At 74.3% G+C, this 19037-nt stretch carries 22 protein-coding genes; 14 read left to right on the top strand and 8 right to left on the bottom strand.

Annotated features, from left to right (window positions below):
• Nucleotides 1-52: 52 nt before the first annotated feature.
• From AB0J72_RS46605 to AB0J72_RS46590, 4 genes are all read right to left on the bottom strand, one after another.
• Nucleotides 53-1033, bottom strand: a complete 981-nt coding sequence (locus AB0J72_RS46605; RefSeq protein ID WP_363412073.1) for a hypothetical protein — start codon at nt 1031-1033, stop codon at nt 53-55.
• A gap of 73 nt (nt 1034-1106) precedes the next feature.
• Complete coding sequence (locus AB0J72_RS46600) at nt 1107-1937, bottom strand: methyltransferase domain-containing protein (protein WP_363412071.1); 831 nt, start codon at nt 1935-1937, stop codon at nt 1107-1109.
• A gap of 87 nt (nt 1938-2024) precedes the next feature.
• A complete protein-coding gene (locus AB0J72_RS46595) occupies nt 2025-2486 on the bottom strand; it encodes a hypothetical protein (RefSeq protein ID WP_363412069.1) in 462 nt (153 codons plus the stop codon).
• Nucleotides 2483-3424: a helix-turn-helix domain-containing protein gene (locus AB0J72_RS46590; protein ID WP_363412067.1), complete on the bottom strand. Its 942-nt coding sequence runs from the start codon at nt 3422-3424 to the stop codon at nt 2483-2485. The genes AB0J72_RS46595 and AB0J72_RS46590 overlap by 4 nt, the downstream gene beginning before the upstream one ends.
• A gap of 71 nt (nt 3425-3495) precedes the next feature.
• Here AB0J72_RS46590 and AB0J72_RS46585 point away from each other — a divergent pair, with 71 nt between their 5' ends.
• Nucleotides 3496-4527, top strand: a complete 1032-nt coding sequence (locus tag AB0J72_RS46585) for an NAD(P)H-binding protein (protein ID WP_363412065.1) — start codon at nt 3496-3498, stop codon at nt 4525-4527.
• A gap of 291 nt (nt 4528-4818) precedes the next feature.
• On the opposite strand, the gene AB0J72_RS46580 is transcribed toward AB0J72_RS46585, so the two are convergent.
• Nucleotides 4819-5391, bottom strand: a complete 573-nt coding sequence (locus tag AB0J72_RS46580; RefSeq protein WP_363412063.1) for a hypothetical protein — start codon at nt 5389-5391, stop codon at nt 4819-4821.
• Nucleotides 5392-5498: 107 nt separating this feature from the next.
• A complete protein-coding gene (locus AB0J72_RS46575) occupies nt 5499-5873 on the bottom strand; it encodes a VOC family protein (RefSeq protein ID WP_363412061.1) in 375 nt (124 codons plus the stop codon).
• On the opposite strand from AB0J72_RS46575, the gene AB0J72_RS46570 reads away from it, so the two are divergent.
• Nucleotides 5872-6048, top strand: a complete 177-nt coding sequence (locus AB0J72_RS46570) for a hypothetical protein (protein WP_363412060.1) — start codon at nt 5872-5874, stop codon at nt 6046-6048. The genes AB0J72_RS46575 and AB0J72_RS46570 overlap by 2 nt on opposite strands.
• 11 nt (nt 6049-6059) lie before the next feature.
• On the opposite strand, the gene AB0J72_RS46565 is transcribed toward AB0J72_RS46570, so the two are convergent.
• Nucleotides 6060-6671, bottom strand: a complete 612-nt coding sequence (locus tag AB0J72_RS46565; protein ID WP_363412058.1) for an alpha/beta fold hydrolase — start codon at nt 6669-6671, stop codon at nt 6060-6062.
• Between AB0J72_RS46565 and AB0J72_RS46560 the strand changes: the two genes are divergently transcribed.
• The 7 genes from AB0J72_RS46560 to AB0J72_RS46530 all read left to right on the top strand — a co-directional run bounded on the left by AB0J72_RS46560 (nt 6631) and on the right by AB0J72_RS46530 (nt 13969).
• Complete coding sequence (locus AB0J72_RS46560; RefSeq protein ID WP_363412056.1) at nt 6631-6996, top strand: TetR-like C-terminal domain-containing protein; 366 nt, start codon at nt 6631-6633, stop codon at nt 6994-6996. The genes AB0J72_RS46565 and AB0J72_RS46560 overlap by 41 nt on opposite strands.
• 23 nt (nt 6997-7019) lie before the next feature.
• The gene (locus tag AB0J72_RS46555) at nt 7020-7502 is read left to right on the top strand and encodes a DivIVA domain-containing protein (RefSeq protein WP_363412054.1); all 483 of its coding nucleotides are present in this window, start codon (nt 7020-7022) and stop codon (nt 7500-7502) included.
• Between the two features lie 109 nt (nt 7503-7611).
• Nucleotides 7612-8739 (top strand): hypothetical protein, encoded by a 1128-nt coding sequence (locus AB0J72_RS46550; RefSeq protein ID WP_363412052.1) that lies wholly within the window; start codon nt 7612-7614, stop codon nt 8737-8739.
• 123 nt (nt 8740-8862) lie between these two features.
• Nucleotides 8863-11064, top strand: coding sequence for an MMPL family transporter (locus AB0J72_RS46545; RefSeq protein ID WP_363412050.1), 2202 nt, complete (start codon nt 8863-8865; stop codon nt 11062-11064).
• Nucleotides 11065-11092: 28 nt separating this feature from the next.
• Nucleotides 11093-12424 carry a potassium transporter TrkG gene (locus AB0J72_RS46540; RefSeq protein WP_363412048.1) on the top strand — a complete coding sequence of 444 codons (1332 nt, stop codon included), beginning with the start codon at nt 11093-11095 and terminating at the stop codon, nt 12422-12424.
• A gap of 18 nt (nt 12425-12442) precedes the next feature.
• Nucleotides 12443-13111, top strand: coding sequence for a TrkA family potassium uptake protein (locus AB0J72_RS46535; protein ID WP_363412046.1), 669 nt, complete (start codon nt 12443-12445; stop codon nt 13109-13111).
• A gap of 87 nt (nt 13112-13198) precedes the next feature.
• The gene (locus tag AB0J72_RS46530; protein ID WP_363412044.1) at nt 13199-13969 is read left to right on the top strand and encodes an alpha/beta hydrolase; all 771 of its coding nucleotides are present in this window, start codon (nt 13199-13201) and stop codon (nt 13967-13969) included.
• 80 nt (nt 13970-14049) lie between these two features.
• On the opposite strand, the gene AB0J72_RS46525 is transcribed toward AB0J72_RS46530, so the two are convergent.
• On the bottom strand, nt 14050-14640 hold the full coding sequence (locus AB0J72_RS46525; RefSeq protein WP_363412042.1) for a hypothetical protein: 591 nt from the start codon (nt 14638-14640) through the stop codon (nt 14050-14052).
• A 136-nt stretch (nt 14641-14776) separates the two neighbouring features.
• Between AB0J72_RS46525 and AB0J72_RS46520 the strand changes: the two genes are divergently transcribed.
• From AB0J72_RS46520 to AB0J72_RS46500, 5 genes are all read left to right on the top strand, one after another.
• On the top strand, nt 14777-15244 hold the full coding sequence (locus tag AB0J72_RS46520) for a chemotaxis protein CheX (protein ID WP_354899959.1): 468 nt from the start codon (nt 14777-14779) through the stop codon (nt 15242-15244).
• 114 nt (nt 15245-15358) lie between these two features.
• Nucleotides 15359-16291 carry a nitroreductase gene (locus AB0J72_RS46515; protein ID WP_363412041.1) on the top strand — a complete coding sequence of 311 codons (933 nt, stop codon included), beginning with the start codon at nt 15359-15361 and terminating at the stop codon, nt 16289-16291.
• A gap of 68 nt (nt 16292-16359) precedes the next feature.
• Nucleotides 16360-16671: an antibiotic biosynthesis monooxygenase gene (locus AB0J72_RS46510; RefSeq protein ID WP_354899953.1), complete on the top strand. Its 312-nt coding sequence runs from the start codon at nt 16360-16362 to the stop codon at nt 16669-16671.
• Nucleotides 16668-17348 (top strand): alpha/beta fold hydrolase, encoded by a 681-nt coding sequence (locus AB0J72_RS46505; protein WP_363412038.1) that lies wholly within the window; start codon nt 16668-16670, stop codon nt 17346-17348. Before AB0J72_RS46510 ends, AB0J72_RS46505 begins: the two co-directional genes overlap by 4 nt.
• Nucleotides 17349-17466: 118 nt before the next feature.
• Nucleotides 17467-18996, top strand: coding sequence for an alkaline phosphatase D family protein (locus AB0J72_RS46500; RefSeq protein WP_363412036.1), 1530 nt, complete (start codon nt 17467-17469; stop codon nt 18994-18996).
• Nucleotides 18997-19037: the final 41 nt, after the last annotated feature.

Genomic DNA, 19037 nt, shown 5'->3' with positions numbered 1-19037 from the left:
GCGCCTTGGTCATCTTTACGACCGGCGGACCGCTGCCGGCTTCCCGACGATGTCAGGTGGTCGAGCAGTACGCGATGGCGCGGGCGAAGCCGAGCTCGAACTGCTCGTCCGTCAGGGTGATCAGCTCCGGTCCCTGGCCGGTGGTCAGCTGGTACCGGTCGCGCAAGGCCCGGGCCCAGAGCTGCCGGACGGCGTCCAGGATCTGCCGCCGATCCCCGCCGGCGCCGTGGACCTCGATGTAGTACGTCGCACCGCGGGGGCGCACGCGCGTGTGGGCCATGAAGATCTCGGCGCCACCGGCCGCGCCGTGCAGCACACCGGCGCAGCCGACGACCGCGCGCAGGGGCAGCGGCCCGCCGCCGGTCGCGTCGGCGATGAGCTGCCCGGCCGCGACGTCGTCGGCGTCCAGCGGCAGCGCGACCTTGACCGACGTCGAGCCGGCGGCGGCGCGGGGCGCGCGGCCGGCGGGCTTGACCCGCACCGCCCCGGGAAGGTCTTCCTGCCGGGCCCATCGGAAGGCCGTCGTGAGGCCGGCCGGGTCCAGGTTCATCGCCTTGACGATCAGCCGATGCTGGAACTCGGCGAAGACCTTCGTCCCGGTGCCGAACTCCCCGCGCAGCGTGACACCGAGCCGATCCAGGTCCACGGAGCCCACCCCGAACGGTGCGAACACACCGGGATCGGCGCCGCCGAAGCGGACTCCGGTCTCGCTGCCGCCGCCGGTGTACCGGCCGGCGAGCGCTGCCCGGTCGGAGACGTACTCGTGGACGCGGTCGCCGTCGCGGTAGAGGGTGATGAGCACCGCGTCGGAGTCGACGACGACGTGGCTCAGCACGGGCGTGCGCAGCCGCGCGCTGATCGACCTCGCCAACCCGTCGGCGTCGGCGACGCCGTGCTCGCCTTCGCGGGGCAGCACCGCCACCCGACCCGCCGCCGCGGGCACGACCCACGCGTCGGCGCCGAGGTCTGTCAGGGCCGGCACCACCGCGGCGAGCTCCCCGACCACCATGAGCGTTTCGTAGCTGGTGCCCATGCCTTCGTGCCTCCCACGCGCTTGATCAGCCAGCGGAGGATACGCGCCGCACCGGCCTCCCGTGAGCCCGGTGCTACGGCTTCGTCGCGTGGGCGCCGATGAATGACGGGGTCCAGACGACCGTGCCGTTGGTGACGGCGTCGGCGCGGAGGCGGTCGGCGAGGGTGTCGAGGTCGCCGGGGAGGTCGAGGCCGAGCTTCTGGATGAGCGGCGCGAGGGCCCGGGTGACGCCGGCCAGCCAGGCGTAGCCGCCGAAGCCGGGGCCGCCGCCGATCAGGGCCTCGTCGCGCATCGTGGGTTCGGGCAGGCCGGCGGCGGTGTACGCGGCGAACAGCTGGCGGCCCATGCGGACCTGCATGCCGGCGCGGCGGAAGGCTTCGGTGGTGAGCCGGCCGGTGTCGTTCCACAGCGACGCCTCGGGCAGCGACCGCGCGGCGATCGCGGGGTCGAGGTCGAGCTCCTGGAAGGCGATGATCCCGCCGGAGCGGACCCGGGCGGCGACGGCACGCAGCGCCGCGACGGGGTCGGCGCGGTACATCAGCACCAGCCGGCCGACGGCGGCGTCGAACCCGGTCCCGGCGTCGGCGGTGTCCAGGTCACCCTCGACGAATTCGACGTTGGACAGCCCGAGGGCCTCGGCCCGCCCCCGGGCGACCCGCAGCGCCGCCGCGTCGACGTCGACGCCGACGACCGTGCCCTGCGGTCCGACGATGCCGGCGGCGAGCAGTGCCACGTCGCCGGCGCCGCTGCCCACGTCGAGGACCCGCATGCCGGGGCGGAGGCCCGCGTCGCGCAGCAGCCGTTCGGTGGTGCCGTGCAGGAACAGCGCCTGACGGCCGAGTCGTTCGTACTCCTCCTGCGACCGCTCCAGCGCGTACGCCGGGTCGCCTGATGGGGTTTCCATCGCTCGATGCTGGCTGCCTGGAGGGCGCCGTGCAGCCGGCATCAGGACAGCCGCGGGTTGAACCGCAGGCGCGTCCCGTGCGTGCGGTCAGGCGCTCTCGGAGACCTCGAAGCCGACGAGCCAGTGCAGGCCGTAGCGGTCGATGACCTGTCCGTCGGACGCGCCCCAGGCCCGCTGCCGCAGGTCGTCCACGACCCGGCCGCCGTCGGCGAGGCCGGCGAACCACTTGCGCAGGGTGGCGGGGTCGGCGGCGCCGAGCAGCGACAGCATCATGCCTTCGCACCGGAACGGTGCCTCGTCCCCCGACACGTCGGCGGCGAAGAGCGCGACCGGCCCGCCGGTCAGGTAGCCGTTGGCGTCGGCGGGGCCGTCGGTCCGGTTGAACTCGGCGAACGTGTGCAGCTGCACCGTGCAGCCGAAGACGTCGCCGTAGAACGTGAGGGCCTCGCGGGCGTTTCCGGGGAACTGCAGGTAGGGCGTTGGGACGGTCGTGTTGTGGATCTTACGTACCGCGGCCGCTTCGCGCTGACCTTGATCGATGCGGGTCATGGAACGGCGCGGAACGTGCGGCGGTACGTGTCCGGCGGAACCCCGAGCGTCCGCTGGAAATGCCGGCGGAGGGTGGTGGCGGTGCCCATGCCGGCGGCGGAGGCGATGGCGTCGATGCCGTCGTCGGTGCTCTCCAGGAGCTGCTGGGCGCGGCGGATGCGTTGCGTGTGCAGCCATTGCAGCGGGGTGGTGCCGGTGACGGCGTGGAAGAGGCGGGCCAGGTGCCGGGAGCTCAGGTTCGCCCGGGCGGCCAGATCCTCCACGGTGAGCGGCTGGTCGAGCCGCTGCATCACCCACGGGAGCAGGTCGGACAGGGGGTGGCCGTCCTCGGCCGGCACCGGCGTGGTGACGAACTGGGCCTGGCCGCCGGCGCGGTGCGGCGGCACGACGAGGCGGCGGGCGACGATGTTGGCGACGGTCGAGCCGTGGTCGAGGCGGACCAGGTGCAGGCACAGATCCATGGCGGCGGCCTTGCCGGCGGACGTGAGGACGCGGCCGTTGTCGATGTACAGCACGTCGGGGTCGACGGCCACCCTCGGGTAGCGCGCGGCGAGCTCGTCGGTGTGCGCCCAGTGCGTCGTGGCGCGGAGCCCGTCGAGAATGCCGGCGGCCGCCAGTACAAAGGCGCCGGTGCACAACGAGACAACCCTGGCGCCCGCGTCGTGGGCCGCGCGCACCGCCGCGACCAGGTCGGCCGGCGGGTCGGCGGCGACGTCGGCGAGCGCCGGCACGATGACGGTGCGGGCGCGCGCCAGGTGGTCGAGGCCGTGGTCGGGCTCCAGCCGGAAGCGGCCGGCCCGCACGCCCCGCGGACCGCACACCGCGAGGTCATACCAGGGGCCGGTGAGCGCGTCCGGCGGCGGGCCGAACACCTCGCACGCCAGGGCGAGCTCGAAGTGCAGCATCCCGTCGGTGGCGGCGACCGCGACAGAGGTCATGTCGGAAATTGTACGGGTCGCGTCGTTCCGGACACTGGTGTGGTGCCGCGGGCCGGGACAGGATCATCCGCGTGGATCACTTCAAGGCAGAGGTCGCCGTGTACGGGGCCTACGGGCACACGGGGAAGTTCGTCGTCGCGGAGCTGGCCGAGCGCGGGTACACCCCGCGGCACGTGGGCCGCGACGCCGCCAAGCTGCCGGCCGGCGGGTGGCGGGCGGCGGTGGACGACCCGGCCGCGCTCGACCGCGCGCTGGACGGGGTGGCGGCCGTCATCAACACCGCCGGGCCGTTCGCCACGACCGCCGCGCCGCTGGTCGAGGCCGCGTTGCGGGCGGGCATCCCGTACGTCGACGTCGCCGCCGAGATCGAGGCGAACCACGACACGTTCAGCCACTTCGAGGACCGCGCGGGGAACACCTCGGTGGTGCCGGCGATGGCGTTCTTCGGCGGGCTCGGGGACCTGCTCGTCACCACCGCGATGGGCGACTGGACCGCGGCCGGCGAGGTGCACGTGGCGTACGGCCTGAGCGGCTGGCACCCCACCGCCGGGACGCGGGTCGCGGGCGCCGTGTCGGGGGTGCGGCGGGGCGGGCGCAGGGTCCGCTACAGCGGCGGGCGCCTCCAGTACCACACCGGCACCCTGCCGGTCCTGGAGTGGCCGTTCCCGGCGCCGCTCGGTCCGCGCGACGTCATCGGGGAGTTCACGATGGCCGACGTCGTCACCGTCCCCAGCCACCTCGCGGTCCCGGAGGTGCGCACGTACATGACCGCCACGGCCGCCGCCGACCTGGCCGCGCCGGAGACCCCGGCCCCGGCCGCCGTCGACGCGCGGGGCCGCTCCGCGCAGACGTTCATGGTCGACGTCGTGGTCCGCTCCGGCACCGAGGAGCGCCGCATCACCGCGACCGGCCAGGACATCTACGCGATCAGCGCGCCCCTGGCGGTCGAGGCCGTCGACCGGATCCTCACCGGCCGCGTCAGGACCGCCGGTGTCGCCTCGGCCGGCGCCGCCTTCGATGCCCCGGACTTCCTCCGCGCGCTGTCGCCGCACCTGTCCGTGCACGCGCCGGACGGCAGCGCGTTCACCGCCCGTCAACCGTAGGACCGCCGGCCGGCGGGCATGAGACGGCAGAGGCACGAGTGAGAGGACGATGCCATGATGACCGGTCACGACGGGGTCGCTCACCTGGGCGACATCGACACGGCACTGCGGCGCGAGGCCGACATCCTGTCCGAGCGGTTCCCCGACGCCCCGCGGGCCGAGGAGACCCTGTGCGGGTCCCCGGCCCGTCGCGCTCGTGCAGGCTGGAGCGTCAGCGGGGCGTCGCGCCGGCGACGAGGCCGACGATCAGCAGGCCTCACGTAAGGCGAGGCCAGGCACAACGGGGTGGCCTCACCGGGGATCGGTCGAGCTGACCACCGCGGCCCTCTGCTCCGGCTCGAGACGGTCGAGCCATGGCGGCGGCCAGGACGAGGTCGGAATGTCCCCGGCGAGCCCGAGGTCTGTGCGCGCGGCCCGGTAGAACGCCTTTCTGGTGAGCTCGAACTCGTCGAGGGCATGCGCCCAGTTGTCCCTGCCGGTCAGTATCCCGCGGGCGAAGAACTCCAGCTGCCACACGCTCTGGTGCCAGGCGCGCGCGGCCTCGATGGTCTCCGGGTTGCCGAGCAGGAGAACTGTCTCCCACACCTGTGCCCGCAGGCCTGCCGCCGCGGCCAGCTCCACCTGGCCGCGTTCCAGCGGCACCACGTCCGACGAGTGCGGGAGCCCTCGGGTGCGAGCCATGCCGGTCGAGAGGTGGACCATCTTCTTGACGGCGTTGCAGTACTCCGTGTACGCGGCCAGCCGGGCCGCATCCCATCGCACGCGCTGATCCCTGCGCCAGCGGGCCCGTTCACCGAGATTCGACAGGATGAAGCCCAGGACCGTGCCGATGACCGCGCCCGCAAGCGCAGACAGCTCCTGCATGGTGTCCCCTCACGCTCGCCTACCGCCACTGTGGGGCAAGGACGCAACGTCGGCGGCGCCGGTCGAGGTCCACGCGCCGGAGGGTGGCGGTGCCCCGCACCCGCCGATCACGGCGCGGCGGCGAGGCAGAACGGGTGGCCGGCCGGGTCGAGCAGGACCGTCCAGCGGCCCTCGCCCGGCTGGTGCGGGGCGAGGGCCGCGCCGAGCTCGATCATGCGGGCCAGCGCGGCGGCCGGGTCTTCCGCGTACAGGTCGAGGTGGAACTGCTGCGGTGCGGACGGGTCCGGCCAGCGCGGTGGCCGGTGGTCGGCGACGCGCTGGAAGCACAGGTTGATCCCGCCGGGCGGCACCGCGGCGAGCGCGACGGTGTCGTCGCTGTCGTGTTCCCGGTCCGCGCCGGTGACCGCCTGGTAGAAGTCGGCCAGGGCCCGCGGGTCGGGGCAGTCGAGCGTGACCGAGCCGACGCGTGCGACAACCGTCATGACGGGGACCCTACCGCCGCACGCATTGATGTACGGTGCCGCTGTCGGCGCTCGCGGATGTGGGGACGGGGCCGCCGGCAGCAGGTCGATGCTGGTCGGCGGCGGTGTCCTGCTGGTGACGGTCGCCCTGCTCGCGTGGGAGCTCACGGTCGTCGTGCGCCGCAGGCGCGGCTGACGGCGAGCGGGTCACGGGCCGGGCGGCGGCCAGGCACGGTCGAGGAAGGCGGCGACGAGCGGGGCGATCCGCGGCAGGCACTCCTCGAGGGCGAAGCGGCCGGTGTCCAGGACGTGCAGCTCGGCGTCGGGGAGGTCGCGCAGGTACGCGTGGGCGCCCGCCTCGGGGAAGAACGGGTCGTTGCGGCCCCAGAGGACCAGCGCCGGCGGCCGGTGCTCGGCCAGCCACCGCTGCCAGCGCGGGTAGAGCGCCACGTTGCTGTGGTAGTCGAGGGCGAGCGCGACCTGGGCCTCCTTGCGCCCCGGCAGGTCGAGGAAGTGCTGGTCGAGGGTCCAGCCGTCCGGTGCCACCAGGGACGGGTCGCCGGTGCCGCCCTCGTACTGGCCACGGGTGACCGGCAGGGTGAGGATCTCGCGGACCCGGTCCTCGGCGCCCTCGACGCCCGGGCGGTTGGCGACCATGGCGCGGGCGAGGTCGGAGAGGCCCTCGTCGTAGGCGTTGGCGTTCTGCACGACGAGGCCCGCGACGGCGGCGGGCCGCCGGGTGGCCAGCCGCAGGCCGACCGGGCCGCCGAAGTCGAAGGTGTACAGCACGAAGCGGTCGAGCCCGATCGGCGGCCTCATCGTCCAGCTGCACCGCCACCCGGTGCACCGGCCGTGGATGGACGCGCTGACCGCCGCCGCCGTCCACGATCCCGCCGCCCGCCAGGTCCTGACGCGCACCATCAAGGCCCGCATCCAGCGCGCGGCGGCGGTCGTGGACGAGGCCGTCGCCCGCGGCGAGATCCCCGCCGATACCGACGCCGACGACGTGATCCGCATGCTCGCCGCGCCGTTCTACTACCGCGTGTACGTCAGCGGCGAACCCCTCACCGACGACCTCCCGCCCCGGGTCGCCGCCGCGGTGACCGCCGCCGTGCTGGCCGGCACCCTCCGCCGCGGTGGTTGACCCGGGCACCGACAATGCAGGGCATGGTTGCGTTCGAGGTCGTCCTGCGCGGGTACGACCGGCGTGCCGTCGACGCCCTGGTGCGGGCGGTCGAGGCGGCCGCGGGCGACCGGGACCGGGTCGCCGCCGCGGTGCGCGCGGCCGGCCCGCTGCCGGTGGTGCTCCGCGGCTACTCGCCGGTCCAGGTCGACGCCTGGCTGGCGGCCTCCCGCGCCGCCGAGCCGGATCCCGGCTCCGGCTCCGGCTCCGGCCCCGGCCCCGGCCCCGGCCCGGTCTGGGCGGCGGCCGTCGAGCTGCCGATCGTGCTGCGCGGGTACCGCCCCGCGGAGACCGACGCGCTGCTCACCCTCGTCGCCGGGGCGATCGCGAGCGGCGACGCCGCCCGGCGGGCCGACGCGCTGCGAGCGATCGGCGACACGCGCCTGCCGGTCGCGTTCCGCGGCTTCGACCGGGCCGCGGTCGACGCCTGGCTCGACCGGGCCGCCCGCCAGCTGCGCGCCGGGTAGGGCCGGCGGGTTCTTACAGCCCTGTTACGGGTGCCGCCGCGGGCTCGCGCGTCGCATCGACGGCGGTGAGGCTGAAGGTCATCCGACGACGGGGAGGACCTTCATGCGCATGAGACTGACCGCGGCGACGCTCGCCGTGGGCGCGCTACTGCTGCCGGCGGCGCCGGCCGCGGCCGCCAAGAAGCCGGCCGCCGCTGCCGCCACGCCGGTGTGGACGGCGACGGTGCCGGCGCTCATCCGGGACAGCAGGCTGACCGACGTGGCCGCCACCGGCCCGGACAACGCCTGGTCGGTCGGGTACCAGGCGTCGACGTACACGGGATGGTCCATCGACGAGCCCTACGCGCTGCTGCGGTGGAACGGCACGGCGTGGACGGAGCGCCGGCTGCCGCACAAGGCCCTGGCGCTCTCCAGGGTCAGCGCGGCGAGCGCCGCGGACGTCTGGACCGTCGGCCTCGGGGAGTCCGGCCGCCCCTACGCCGGGCACTTCAACGGCCTGACCTGGACGGCGCATGCGCCGCTGGGCACCCCGGAGGGCTACGCCGGGCTGCTGGACGTGGCGGCCACCGGCGGCGGCCGGGCGGTGCTGGTCGGCCACGACGGCTCCGCGCCGCTGGTCATGGAGGGCGGCACCCAGCGGTTCGACCGGGTGCCGGTCGCGGGGGCGGAGCAGCTCGACGGCGTGCTGCGGGCGGTGTCGAGCACCGGCGACGGCAGCGTGTTCGCCGCCGGTGAGCGGTACCTCGCCGGCGCCCCGTACCCGGAGGCGATGATCGCGCAGCGGATCGGCGGCACGTGGCGGGTGGCGACGCTGCCCACGGTCGCCGCCACCCAGCTGACCGGCGTGTGGGCCCGCTCCGCCACCGACGCCTGGGCGGTCGGCACGCAGGACTACGACTCGGCGCCCAAACCGGTGATCCTGCACTGGGACGGCGTGACGTGGCAGCGGGTCGCCGGGCCGGCCGCCGCCGGCTGGGTCCACGCGGTCGCCGGCGACGCGAACGGCAACCTCTGGATCAGCGGCACGAACCCGATCCCGCCGTACGTCGAGTACCCGGGCACGCTGCTGCTGCGCTACGCCGGCGGCCGGTGGAGCGTCACGTACGGGCCGAAGGTCGACCGGGCCGACCCGAGCCTCGACGCCCTCGCCAACATTCCAGGCACCGCGTCGTTCTGGGGCTCCGGCGCCGTGTGGACCGGCTCCGGCGTCGCCGGCATCGTCGAGCGGACCGGGTGACCCGGAGGGTGGCGGCCGTGGACGGTAGGGCTGTCCCTACCGGGCCGCCGCCCGCCCGCCCCACCCCGGGTCCGCCGGTCCGCCGGATCGATCCGGGGTGGCCGCCTCAATAGCGTTCCAAGCATGGAATCCAGGGACAACGTGAAGGGCATCGCGGCGCGGGTCGCGGTGTGGAGCGCCCGCCATCGCGCGCTCGCCATCATCGGATGGCTCGTCTTCGTCGTCGGGGTCACCGTGCTCAGCGGGCAGGCCGGGATGGTCGAGGCGGCCAGCGGCGACTTCGGCAACGGCGAGTCGGGCCGCGCCGACCGGATCGTCGCCCAGGCCGGCTTCCCCGAGCAGGGCGCCGGCGAGATGGTGATCGTCACCAGCAAGTCCACAGTGGACGACCCGGACCTCGAGGCGGCCGTCGCGGAGGTCACCGCCGCCGTGAACGGCACCGGCGCCACCGAGCCCGTCGCGGCGCCGGTCACCTCCGAGGACGGCAGGTCGGTGCTGCTCACGTTCACCGTGCGCGGCGACCCGGAGACCGCCAAGGACCGCATCCAGCCGGTCCTCGACGCCGTCGCCGGCGTGCAGCGCGCGCACCCCCAGCTCTACATCGCCGAGGCCGGCGACGCCAGCGGCGACAAGCTCATCGGCGACGAGCTCGACGAGGGCCTGAACCGGCTGTCGATGCTGTCGATCCCGGTCACCCTCGGCATCCTGCTGGTCGCGTTCGGCGCGATCGTCGCGGCGCTGCTGCCCGTCGGGCTGGCCGTCACCGCGGTCGTCGGGGCGGTCGGGCTCCTCGCGTTCGCCAGCCACCTCGCGCCGGCCGTCGACACCACGATGCACGTCATGCTGCTGGTCGGGCTCGCCGTCGGCGTCGACTACTGCCTGTTCTACATCCGCCGGGAGCGCGACGAACGGCGCAACGGCGTCGACCCGCACCGGGCCCTGGTCATCGCCGCGCAGACGTCCGGCCGGTCGATCTGGGTCTCCGGCCTGACCGTCATCGTCGCCATGGCCGGCATGTTCCTGACCCGCGACACGACGTTCGTCAGCTTCGCCGTCGGCACCATCCTCGTCGTCGCCACGGCCGTCCTCGGCTCGCTGACCGTCCTGCCGGCGCTGCTGTCCGCGCTCGGCGACCGGGTCGACCTCGGGAAGATCCCCGGCCTGTACCGCCGGCGCGGCGGCGGAGGCCGCGTCTGGGGTGCGGTGCTGCGGCTGGTGCTGAAGCGCCCGCTGGTCTCCACCGTCGTCGCCGTCGCCGCGCTCGGCGTGCTCGCCGCGCCCGCGCTGGACCTGCGCACCAAGGGTGAGGGCGTCGAGGACCTGTCCCCGAGCGCGCCGATCACCCAGGCGTTCCTGGCGATCCAGGCGGCGTTCCCCGGCGGCACCGGGCCCGCCGAGGTCGTCGTCAAGGCACCCGCCGTCACCGGCGCCGGGTGGGACGCGGCGGTGGCGGAGTTCAAGCGGCAGGCGCTCGCCACGGGCAAGCTGCACGAGCCGGTCACGGTGGCCGTCAACCCCGCCGGCGATGTGGCCGTCATCAGCGTCGGCCTCTCCGGTACCGGCAGCGACCGCGCCTCCGAGGAGGCCCTGGCGGCCCTGCGCGGGACGGTCATCCCCGCGACGCTCGCGAAGCAGCCGGGCGCGTGGGTCGGCGTCACGGGCGGCACCGCCGGCTCGAAGGACTTCAACGACCAGCTCGCCGGCTCCATGCCGCTGGTCTTCGGGTTCGTGCTGGGGCTGGCGTTCCTGCTGCTGCTGGTGTCGTTCCGGTCGGTCGTCGTCGCGGTCACCGGCGTGGTGCTCAACCTGCTGTCGGTCGCCGCGGCCTACGGGATGCTGGTGTTCGTCTTCCAGTACGGCCACTTCGAGTCGCTGCTGGACTTCCGGGCCGCCGACGGCATCACGAACTGGATGCCGCTGTTCCTCTTCGTCATCCTGTTCGGCCTGTCGATGGACTACCACGTCTTCGTCGTCAGCCGCATCCGCGAGGGCCACGACCGGGGGCTGCCGACCCGGCAGGCGGTCACCGAGGGCATCACCGCGACCGCCGGCGTCATCACCAGCGCCGCCGCGGTCATGGTGGCGGTGTTCGCGCTGTTCGCCACGCTGCCCCTGGTCTCCACCAAGGAGCTCGGCGTCGGGCTCGCCGCGGCGGTCCTGCTCGACGCGACGATCGTCCGCGCGGTGCTCCTGCCGGCCACGATGGCCCTGCTCGGCGAGCGCAACTGGTGGCTGCCCCGCTGGCTCGGCTGGCTGCCGGAGGTCTCCCACGACGTGCCGGCGCAGCCCAGCGACGCCCGGGAGCTGGCGGCGAGCAGCGTGTGACCGTCCCCGCGGCCATAGGATCTTCCCCATGCTCCGTGCCCTGCGGCACCCGACCCGCCTGCTGCCGACGGCGTTCCTGGCCGCGCTCGCCGTCGGCACCGGCCTGCTCATGCTCCCCGCGGCCCGCGCCGCCGGGGAGCCCGCGCCGTTCCTGGTGGCGCTGTTCACCGCCGCGTCGTCGGTGTTCATCACCGGCATGAGCACCGTCGACCCGGCGACCTACTGGTCACCGGCCGGCCAGGGCATCATCCTCGGCCTCATCCAGGTCGGCGGCTTCGGCATCATGACCTTCGCGACCGTGCTCGGGCTGATGGTCTCGCGCCGGCTCGCGCTGCGCACCCGGCTCGTCGCCCAGGCCGAGACCCGCTCGCTCAACCTCGGCGAGGTGCGGGCGCTGCTGCTGCGGGTCCTCGCCATGATGGTCGGGTTCGAGCTGGTGGTCGCCGCCGTGCTGACCGTCCGCTTCCGCACCACCTACGACGACTCGTTCGGCACCGCGCTCTGGCACGGCGTCTTCCACGCGGTCAGCGCCTTCAACAACGCCGGGACCACCCTGTACTCCGACAGCTTCATGGGCTTCGTCGGCGACCCGTGGATCTGCGGCACCGTCGCCGTCGCCGTCATCCTCGGCGGCCTCGGGTTCCCCGTGATGCTGGAGCTCTACCGGGAGTGGCGCAAGCCGCGGTACTGGTCGATCCACACCCGCCTCACCGTCTGGGGCTCGGCGATCCTGCTGCTCGTCGGCGCCGCCGCGGTCACCGCCTTCGAGTGGTCCAACCCCGCGACCCTCGGCCCGCTCAACTGGTGGCAGACCCTCGTCGGCGGCACGTTCTCCGGCGTCAGCCCCCGCACCGCCGGGTTCAACAGCATCGACTACGCGGCGGCGCGCCCGGAGACCCTCGCTCTCACCAACGTCCTCATGTTCATCGGCGGTGGCAGCGCCGGCACGTCCGGCGGCATCAAGGTCACCACGTTCTTCCTGCTCGCGTTCGTCATCTGGGCCGAGGTCCGGGGCGAGGACGACGTCAACGTCGGCGCCCGCCGCGTCCCGGCGCAGACGGTCCGGCAGGCGGTCACCGTCGCCCTGCTCGGCGTCGGCACCGTCGCGCTGGGGACGCTGGTCCTGCTGCTGCTCACCGCGCTGCCGTTCGACCGGGTCCTGTTCGAGGCGACCGCCGCGTTCTCCACCGCCGGGCTGTCCACCGGCATCACCGCGTCCCTGCCGCCGGCCGGCCAGCTGACGCTCGTCGCGCTGATGTTCATCGGCAGGGTCGGTACGATCACGGTGGCGTCCGCGATCGCCCTGCGGCACCGGAAGCTGCGCTACCGCCTGCCCGAGGAGCGGCCGATCATCGGGTGACGTTTCCGGGGAGGCTCCATGGGCAAGGGCGACGCGTCGGGCGGCGTGGTGGTCATCGGCCTCGGCCGCTTCGGCGGGCAGGTCGCCAAGTCGCTCACCGAGCTCGGCCACGAGGTCCTCGGCATCGACGAGAACGCCGAGATCGTGCAGAAGCTGGCCAACGTCCTCACCCACGTCGTGCAGGCCGACTCCACCGACGAGGAGGCCCTGCGGCAGATCGGCGTCCCCGAGTTCAGCCGCGCCGTCGTCGGGATCGGCACCGACATCGAGGCGAGCGTCCTGACCGTCCTGGCCCTCACCGAGCTCGGCATCGAGGAGATCTGGGCCAAGGCCATCTCCGCCAAGCACGGCCGCATCCTGGAGCGCGTCGGCGCCCGGCACGTCGTGTTCCCCGAGGCCGACATGGGCGTGCGCGTCGCGCACCTCGTCACCGGCAAGCTGCTGGACTTCATCGAGTTCGACGACGGGTACGCCATCGCCAAGGTCAGCCCGCCCGACGACATGATCGGCCAGACCCTGACCCAGCTCGCCCTGCGCACCCGGCACGGCATCACCGTCGTCGCCGTCAAACGCGCCGGCGAGGAGGCCGAGACCGCCCTGCCCGACACCGTCATCCAGCGCGGCGACATCCTGATCGTCTCCGGCCCGACGGACAAGGTCGAGCAGCTCGGCGCCCGCCCCACCTGACCCCTTCCGGCGGTGGGGGCACGGGGCCGCGGGATCGGCCGGGGTGCGGCATGATCGGTCGCGGGCGGACGGGCGGGGGAGGTCCTGGTGCAGCGACTGGTGCGGCGATACGCCGACGGCGACGGCATGCGCATGTGGCACGACGAGCGCGGCTCGGGCGAGCCGGTGGTGCTGCTGCACGGCGCGATCGTCGACTCGCGCTGCTTCGCCGGCAACCTGGACGCGCTGGCGGGATCGTTCCGGCTCTACCTTCCGGAGCGGCGCGGCCACGGGCACACCGCGGACCCGGGTGGCTCGCTCAGCCCGCAGGTGATGGCCGCGGACATGATCGCGTTCCTGGAGACCGTGGTGGGTGGGGCGGCCGCCCTGGTCGGGTACAGCGCGGGCGGGGTGGTGGCGCTGCTGACGGCGCTGGCCCGCCCGGACCTGGTGTCCCGGCTGGTGCTGATCAGCACCGCGTTCCACCAGGACGGCTGGGTGCTGCCGCCCGCCTCGCCGGCGGACATCCCGCAGATCATCTACGACCAGCACGCCGGCGTGTCGCCGGACGGGCCGGGGCGGCTGGCGTCCGTCATCGCGCGGATCGCCGAGTCGGCCGAGGCGGGAGACCTGGCGCTGACCGCGGCCGACCTGGGTGCGGTCGGCTGCCGCACGCTGGTGCTCGTCGGCGACGACGACGCCGTCTCCCTGGAGCACACGCTGGAGCTCTACCGCGGGCTGCCCGGCGCCGAGCTCGCCGTGGTGCCACATGCCTCGCACACGCTGCTGATCGAGCGGCCGCAGCTGTGCACCGGCCTGGTCGCGGCGTTCCTCGGCGGGCCACCGGCGCCGACGCACATGCCGATCCGCCGGGCCTGAACGGGTGCAGCCCGGGCGGCATGTCCGGGGCACACGAACGGCCCGGGACGCGTGGTCCCGGGCCGTTCGCCGAAGGGTGGTCAGATGAGCCAGCGGTTGCGCTGGACGAAGGGGAGCTTGGCCCAGAGGCGGCCGAGGCCCCAGGTGTGGCCGGCGTACGCGGCGGCGAGGACGACCAGCACCACCGCGTAGACCAGGTGGTAGTCGGCGAACGGGTTGGTCGAGCCGCTCGCGGCGCCGGCCGCGGTGTGCTGCGCGATCGGGAACTCCGCCAGCCACATCATCGACATGATGAGCGCGCCCGCCGCGGCGGCGACCCGCAGGCCGATCCCGGCGATGAGGGCCAGGCCAACGCCGAGCATGCCGAGCATGAACAGCCAGTTCGCCCACCAGGTGCCGGCCATGGCGTGGAACGCCGACTGCAGCGGGCCGACGTCGACGGAGCTCAGGAAGCCCTTCGTGGGCGAGCCGCCGTTGATCCAGGCCTTCGCCGACGGGGTCGCGTAGCCGAGGCCGAACGTCTTGTCGAGGAACGCCCAGAGGAACACGAACCCGGTGCCGATCCGCAGCACCGCGAGCGCCTTCGCGGCGGTCTTGGTGAGCATGCTGCCGGGGGCTTCGACCCGCTCGAGGTGGCTGACGGGGGTGTGGTGGACGGATGCGGCGCTCATTTCGGGCCTCCAGTCGGTTTCCTTGACGACTTCAGTGTTGTCGCCGCGGCGCCGGTGCGAACGGGCCGGAAGTCCCGTGTTCGGGGGACCTCAAGCCGGGCGCAGGCCTGCCGATGGGACCACCGGGGGTGGTCTCGTGGACCCGGAGCCGTCGCTGTCCGAGGACGACGTGCGGGGCATCGTCTGGCAGGTGTGGACGGCGTACCTGAACTGCGCGCCGGAGGTGACGCCCGCCCCGGAGCCGCCGGCGGACACCGCGGACGTGACGGCCAGCATCGGCCTCGCCGGCGCGTGGAACGGCCTGGCCGTGCTGCGCTGCGGGCTGCCGGTGGCGGGGGTGGTCGCCGGCGCGATGCTCGACGTCGACCCCGCGAGCGCCAACGCCGACGACTGCGCCGACGCGCTCGGCGAGCTGGTCAACATCCTCGCCGGCAACGTGAAGAGCCTGCTGCCGAAGCCCAGTCACCTGTCGCTGCCGCAGGTCGTGGTCGGCCGGGCGAAGATCGTGTGGCCCGGCACGACGCCGCTGCACACGCTGCAGGTCACGCTGAACACCGAGCCGATGCTCCTGACGATCCTGCACGGGCAGCCGAAGCCCGCCTGACACCCGCCAGACCTCGCGGAGCGGGTGGACGGGACCTTCGCCTCTGGCGGTCGCCCGGCGTCCCGGGGAAGCGTCGTATCCGGCAGATACCGCGCACACCCGCCGGGGGCATCCATGTGGGACCAGGACACGTTCGTCTCCGCGGTCGGCGACGCCGTGCGGGCGCCGTCGATCCACAACAGCCAGCCGTGGCGCTTCCGCCGCACGGAGGGCGGCATCGAGGTGCGCGTCGACCCGGCGAGGGCGCTGCCGGCCACGGATCCGGACGGCCGGGCCGCGCGCGTGTCGTGCGGCGCCGCGGCGGCCAACCTCGCCCTGTCGCTCGCGGTCGCCGAGGCGCCCGCGGACGTCGCGACCCATGCGGGTGTGGTGCACCTGACGCCGGCCGTACCGCGGCCGCCGACGCCGCTGGAGCGCCGCCTGCACTGGCAGATCTGGCGCCGGCACACCAACCGGTCCCCGTTCGCCGACACCGCCGTCGACGCCGGCATCGCCACGCAGCTCGTGCGGCAGGTCGAGCAGGACGGCGGCTGGCTGGACCTGGTCGAGGACGGACCGGCCCTGCACGCCCTGGCGGCGCTCACCCATGAGGCCGACACGGAGCTGCGCGCGGACCCCCGGTACCTGGCCGAACTGCGCGCCTGGAGCTCCGGCGCCGACCAGGACGTGGAGGGTGTGGGGCCGCAGGCGGCCGGCGCCACGCCACACCCGGGGGAGCTGCTGACCCGCCGGGACTTCGGCGGCCCCGGCCACGAGGACACCCGCGACCCCGGCCGCGGCCCGGTCGTCGCCGTGCTCGGCGTGCCCGGCGACCGGCCCGCCGACGAGCTGCGGGCCGGCATCGTGCTGCAGCGGCTGCTGCTGCTCGCCGCCGACCTCGGCCTGACCGCCGCGCTGTTCTCCCAGCCGATCGAGGTGCCGGCCGTGCGCGAGCAGGTGCGGCTCGCCCTGCGCCGGTCCCACGACCCGCAGCTGGTGCTCCGCTTCGGCTACGCACCGTCGACGTGCTTCACGAACCGCCGCCCGCCGTCCGACGTCATCGAGTAGCCCGGGGGCTTCCGCCCGCCGCGTCCAGATGGAAACATCGGTTCTCACAGCGGAACGAAGGGAGCCCCATGCACGTCGTCGTCAGCCAGGCCTGGACCCGTGACGCGGAGGGCCACGCCGACGCGTACGTCGCGCTGTCCGCGCGGTTCGCCGACTACTTCGCCGCCCACCCCGGCTTCCGGGGCCGCTGGCTGGTCCGCGACGCCGACGACCCGACGCACTTCACCCACATCCGCCTCTTCGACACGGCGGAGTCCTACGCCGAGGCGACCCGCACACCCGGCTACGTCGAGCACACCGAGGCCATGTACGAGCACCTCCGCCCGTACGACACCTATCCCCGCATGACCGGCGAGGTCGTGCTGGAGGACCGGCCGTGACCGTGTTCGTCCTGGTCCATGGCGCCTTCCGGGGCGCGTGGTCGTGGTCGCGGGTCCGCCGCCTGCTGACGGCCGCCGGTCACGAGGTGCACACGCCGTCGCTGACCGGCATGGGCGACCGCCGCCACCTCACCGCCGAGCCGCCCTCCCTGGACACCTGGGCCCTCGACGTCGCCAACCTCCTGACCGAGGAGGACCTGCACGACGTCGTCCTCGCCGGCCACAGCCAGGGCGGCATCGCGATCGCCGCCGCGGCGCCCAGGTGCGCCGACCGCCTGGCCCGGCTGGTCTTCGTCGACGCGCCCGAGCCCCTGCCGGGCGAGCGCGCCGCCGCCCTCCTCGGGCCCGTGCCCGACCTGCCCCGCGACCTGTGGCTGCAACCGAAGCCCCTCCAGGCCGGCGCCGGCCTCGACGAGGAGACCGCCGCCTGGATGAACGCCCGCCTCTGCCCGACCCCGCTCGCCCCCTCCCTGGACCCCATGCCCGCTCCCACGGCGGCGTCGGCGTCGGTACCGCGCACGCACATCTTCTGCACCGCGACCCCACCCGGCTACCCGGCCGCCGTCACCCGCGCCCGCCTCGACGCCGCCGGCACCCCGTACCACCTCATCGACAGCGACCACGACGCCCCGATGACCCACCCGACCGACCTCGCGGCGCTCCTCACGGGTCGCTGACGAGCGCCGTTCGGCGGCAGGCCGCCCGCGGCGCCGGTAACGCAGCGGCTGGGAAGTGGTCCGGAGCCGTTCACGTCGATGGCATCGGTCGATCGGCCCGCTCGCGTAGACCAAGGGCATGACTTCTGGAACCTGGAACCGCCGGCGGGTGCTGGGCACCTCGGCGGCAGTCGCGGCCGGTGCCGTCACGGCGTCGGCGCTGCCGGCCACGCCGTCCGTCGCGTTCGTGCCCGACGGGCGGCCGGTGCTGACCCACGGCGTGCAGAGCGGCGACGCGTTCGGCGCGGCGGCGAACATCTGGACCCGGGCCGACCGGGCCGGGCGGATGCTCGTGGAGCTCAGCGACCGCCCCGACTTCCGGCACGCGCGGACGCTGCGCGGCCCCGTGCTCGCGGCCGGCAGCGACTTCACCGGCAGCCTGCGGATCCACGGCCTGGTGCCGGGGCGCCGCACCTACTACCGCGTCCGCGCCGACGCCGGGCACGGCCGGGTGAGCGAGCCGGTCAGCGGCTCGCTGCGCATCCCGGCCCGGCACGAGGGCGTTCGGTTCGTGTGGACCGGTGACATCGCCGGCCAGGGCTACGGCATCAACCCCGACGTCGGCGGCATGCGCATCTTCCGCGCGATGCGGGACGTGCGCCCCGACTTCTTCCTGTGCAGCGGCGACACCGTCTACGCCGACGGGCCGGTGCCGGAGACCGTCGCGCTGCCCGACGGGCGGGTGTGGCGCAACGTGACGACCGAGGCGAAGAGCAAGGTCGCCGAGACGCTGCGGGAGTACCGCGGCCAGTACGCGTACAACCTCCTCGACGCCAACCTGCGCGCCTTCACCGCGGAGGTGCCGCAGCTCAACCAGTGGGACGACCACGAGGTCCGCAACAACTGGTTCCCCGGCCAGATCCTCGACGACGCGCGGTACACCGAGAAGCGCGTCGACGTGCTCGCCGCCCGCGCCCGGCAGGCGTTCTACGAGTGGCAGCCGATCAGCCCCGGGCCCGTGTACCGCAAGGTGTCCTACGGCCCGCTGCTGGACCTGTTCAAGCTCGACATGCGCACCTTCAAGGACGCCAACGACGGCAACACCTACGCCGACCGGTCCCGCGGCCTGCTCGGCGCGCAGCAGCGGGCCTGGCTGACCCGGGAGCTGCTCAGCTCGCGGGCGACGTGGAAGGTCATCGCGATCGACCTGCCGCTGGGCCTGGTCGTCCCCGACGGCGCCGCGGCGCAGGAGGGTGTCGCGCAGGGCGACCCGGGCGCGCCGCTGGGGCGGGAGCTCGAGTTCGCGTCGGTGCTACAGGCCGCGCACCGTCACGGTGTACGGGGCATCGTCTTCCTCACCGCGGACGTGCACTACACCGCCGCCCACCACTACGACCCCGCCCGGGCGGCGATCCAGGACTTCACGCCGTTCTGGGAGTTCGTGTCCGGGCCGGCGAACGCGGGTGCGTTCGGGCCGAACGCCCTCGACGCGACGTTCGGGCCGCAGGCCGCGTTCGTGCACGCCCCGCCGCGCGCGAACGCCTCGCCGATGGAGGGGTTCCAGCACTTCGGGCAGGTCGACATCGACCCGCACACCCGGGCGCTGACCGTCCGCCTCCGCGACCTCGACGGCGCGGTGCTGTGGACGACGACGCTGCCGGCCGCCTGAGCTGAGCGGCGCCGCGGGCGGCCCGGGTCTCCCGGGCCGCC

The sequence above is a fragment of the Dactylosporangium sp. NPDC049742 genome (genome assembly GCF_040674675.1).
Taxonomy (GTDB): domain Bacteria; phylum Actinomycetota; class Actinomycetes; order Mycobacteriales; family Micromonosporaceae; genus Dactylosporangium; species Dactylosporangium maewongense.
The sequence above is the reverse complement of the archived record's forward strand: the minus strand, read 5'-3'. Positions and strand labels throughout refer to the sequence as shown.